General features: G+C 49.7%; 2 rRNA genes (1 of these 2 only partly in view). Both read left to right on the forward strand.

Annotated elements, in window-relative coordinates:
• Window positions 1-790, forward strand: a 23S ribosomal RNA gene (locus H9S92_RS02435); it begins 2,066 nt to the left of the window's first position.
• Between the two features lie 265 nt (window positions 791-1,055).
• Window positions 1,056-1,168, forward strand: a 5S ribosomal RNA gene (gene rrf, locus H9S92_RS02440).
• The last annotated feature ends 22 nt before the right edge of the window (window positions 1,169-1,190 follow it).

A 1,190-nucleotide genomic window follows, 5' to 3' on the forward strand; every position in this document is an offset into this window, starting at 1 on the left:
ATTGTGTTAGGGTATAAGATGTGTAGGATAGGTGGGAGACTACGAAGCGGGCACGCCAGTGCTTGTGGAGTCGTCCTTGAAATACCACCCTTCTTATACTTTGACACTAACTCCTGCAAAACAGGAGGACCGTGTGTGGTGGGTAGTTTGACTGGGGTGGTCGCCTCCTAAAGCGTAACGGAGGCTCGCAAAGGTTCCCTCAGCATGGTTGGTAATCATGCGAAGAGCGTATGAGTATAAGGGAGCTTGACTGAGAGAAAGACAATTCGACCAGGTGCGAAAGCAGGCTCAAGTGATCCGGTGGTTCCGTATGGAAGGGCCATCGCTCAAAGGATAAAAGGTACTCCGGGGATAACAGGCTGATCTCCCCCAAGAGCTCACATCGACGGGGAGGTTTGGCACCTCGATGTCGGCTCGTCACATCCTGGGGCTGAAGAAGGTCCCAAGGGTTGGGCTGTTCGCCCATTAAAGTGGCACGCGAGCTGGGTTCAGAACGTCGCAAGACAGTTCGGTCTCTATCTGTTGCGGGCGTAGGAATATTGAGAAGATCTGTTTCCAGTACGAGAGGACCGGAATGGACGCACCTCTAGTGTACCGGTTGTGGCGCCAGCTGCAGTGCCGGGTAGCTATGTGCGGAATGGATAAGCGCTGAAAGCATCTAAGCACGAAGCCAACTTCAAGATGAGTATTCCATTGAGGGTCGCAGAAGATGACTGCGTTGATAGGTCATAGGTGGAAGTGCGGTAACGTATGGAGCCGAGTGATACTAATCGCCCGACAGCTTCCTTTTTTTCTTAATCAAAGCCGTACTACGTGTAGTAGGGCAAACGGTTAAGAAAAGTCTACAAAATAAGCAAACGAGGTCAACATAGATTGCCCTAGAACTTATGAGTAAGTAAATTGAAGCTGACGCTTGATGATAAATTTTAAATCAGCAAAACCAGGTCTTTACGTGGCCAGCAAAGTCCGCTGCAAAGTTATTGAACACTCTCTTTCCCACTTGTTGATCGTTTCACTAAAGAACGTGGTTTGCACTGAAGTGCCAACCAAAAGACTTTGGTGGCTATTGCGGGCAGGATCACCTCTTACCATTCCGAACAGAGAAGTTAAGCTGCCCAGCGCCGATGGTACTTGGACTTGATCCCGGGAGAGTAGGTCGCCGCCAATTTTTATGAAAGCCTCATCGCTAC

It is taken from the genome of Neolewinella lacunae, from assembly GCF_014349155.1.
Classification (GTDB): domain Bacteria; phylum Bacteroidota; class Bacteroidia; order Chitinophagales; family Saprospiraceae; genus Neolewinella; species Neolewinella lacunae.